The 1189-nt window shown below is 43.8% G+C and carries 1 protein-coding gene; it reads right to left on the bottom strand.

Annotated elements, in window-relative coordinates; genetic code table 11:
- Window positions 1–12: 12 nt before the first annotated feature.
- On the bottom strand, window positions 13–1188 hold the full coding sequence (gene tuf / locus ACFIK2_RS06930) for an elongation factor Tu (protein ID WP_012755022.1): 1176 nt from the start codon (window positions 1186–1188) through the stop codon (window positions 13–15).
- Window position 1189: the final 1 nt, after the last annotated feature.

Here is a 1189-nt window from a genome sequence, read left to right on the forward strand (position 1 = left end):
AACAAGCATTATTTATTCAATGATCTTAGAGACGATACCGGCACCAACAGTACGACCACCTTCACGAATAGCAAAACGAAGTTTCTCTTCCATCGCTATCGGAACGATCAACGAAACATCCATCGCAACATTGTCACCTGGCATAACCATTTCCGTTCCTTCTGGAAGCGTAACAATACCTGTAACATCCGTCGTGCGGAAGTAAAACTGAGGACGATAATTCGTGAAAAATGGTGTATGACGTCCACCTTCATCTTTTGTCAAAATGTAAGCTTCTGCTTTAAACCGTGTATGAGGTGTAACGGATCCTGGCTTTGCCAATACTTGACCACGCTCAATCCCTTCACGGTCAACACCACGTAGCAGAGCCCCTATATTATCACCCGCTTGACCTTGATCCAAAAGCTTGCGGAACATTTCAACGCCTGTAACCGTCGTCTTAGACGTTGGACGAATACCGATAATCTCGATTTCCTCTCCAACTTTAATAACACCACGCTCAACACGACCCGTAACAACGGTTCCACGACCCGAAATCGAAAATACATCCTCTATCGGCATCAAAAATGGTTGATCAACAGGACGTTCAGGGGTTGGAATATAATTATCAACTTCACTCATTAAAAGACGAACAGCATCTTCACCAATGCTTTTATCCTTATCCTCAAGGGCTGCCAACGCAGAACCCTTAACAATTGGTATATCATCGCCTGGAAAATCATATTTGGATAAAAGTTCCCGAACCTCAAGCTCTACAAGCTCCAAAAGTTCTGCATCATCAACCTGATCAACTTTATTAAGAAAAACAACAATTGCTGGAACACCAACCTGACGTGCAAGCAAAATATGCTCACGCGTCTGAGGCATTGGGCCATCAGCTGCTGAAACAACCAAAATAGCACCATCCATCTGTGCTGCCCCTGTGATCATGTTTTTCACATAATCAGCGTGTCCTGGACAATCAACGTGCGCATAGTGACGATTTTCCGTTTCATACTCAACGTGTGCTGTAGAAATAGTAATTCCACGTGCGCGTTCCTCTGGCGCAGCGTCAATTTGGTCATAAGCTTTAAATTCACCAAAATATTTCGTAATCGCTGCTGTCAACGAGGTCTTCCCATGATCAACGTGACCAATCGTACCAATATTAACATGCGGTTTTGTTCGTTCAAACTTGCTCTTCGCCATT

It is taken from the genome of Bartonella sp. AP88XZML (genome assembly GCF_042195565.1).
Taxonomy (GTDB): Bacteria; Pseudomonadota; Alphaproteobacteria; order Rhizobiales; family Rhizobiaceae; genus Bartonella.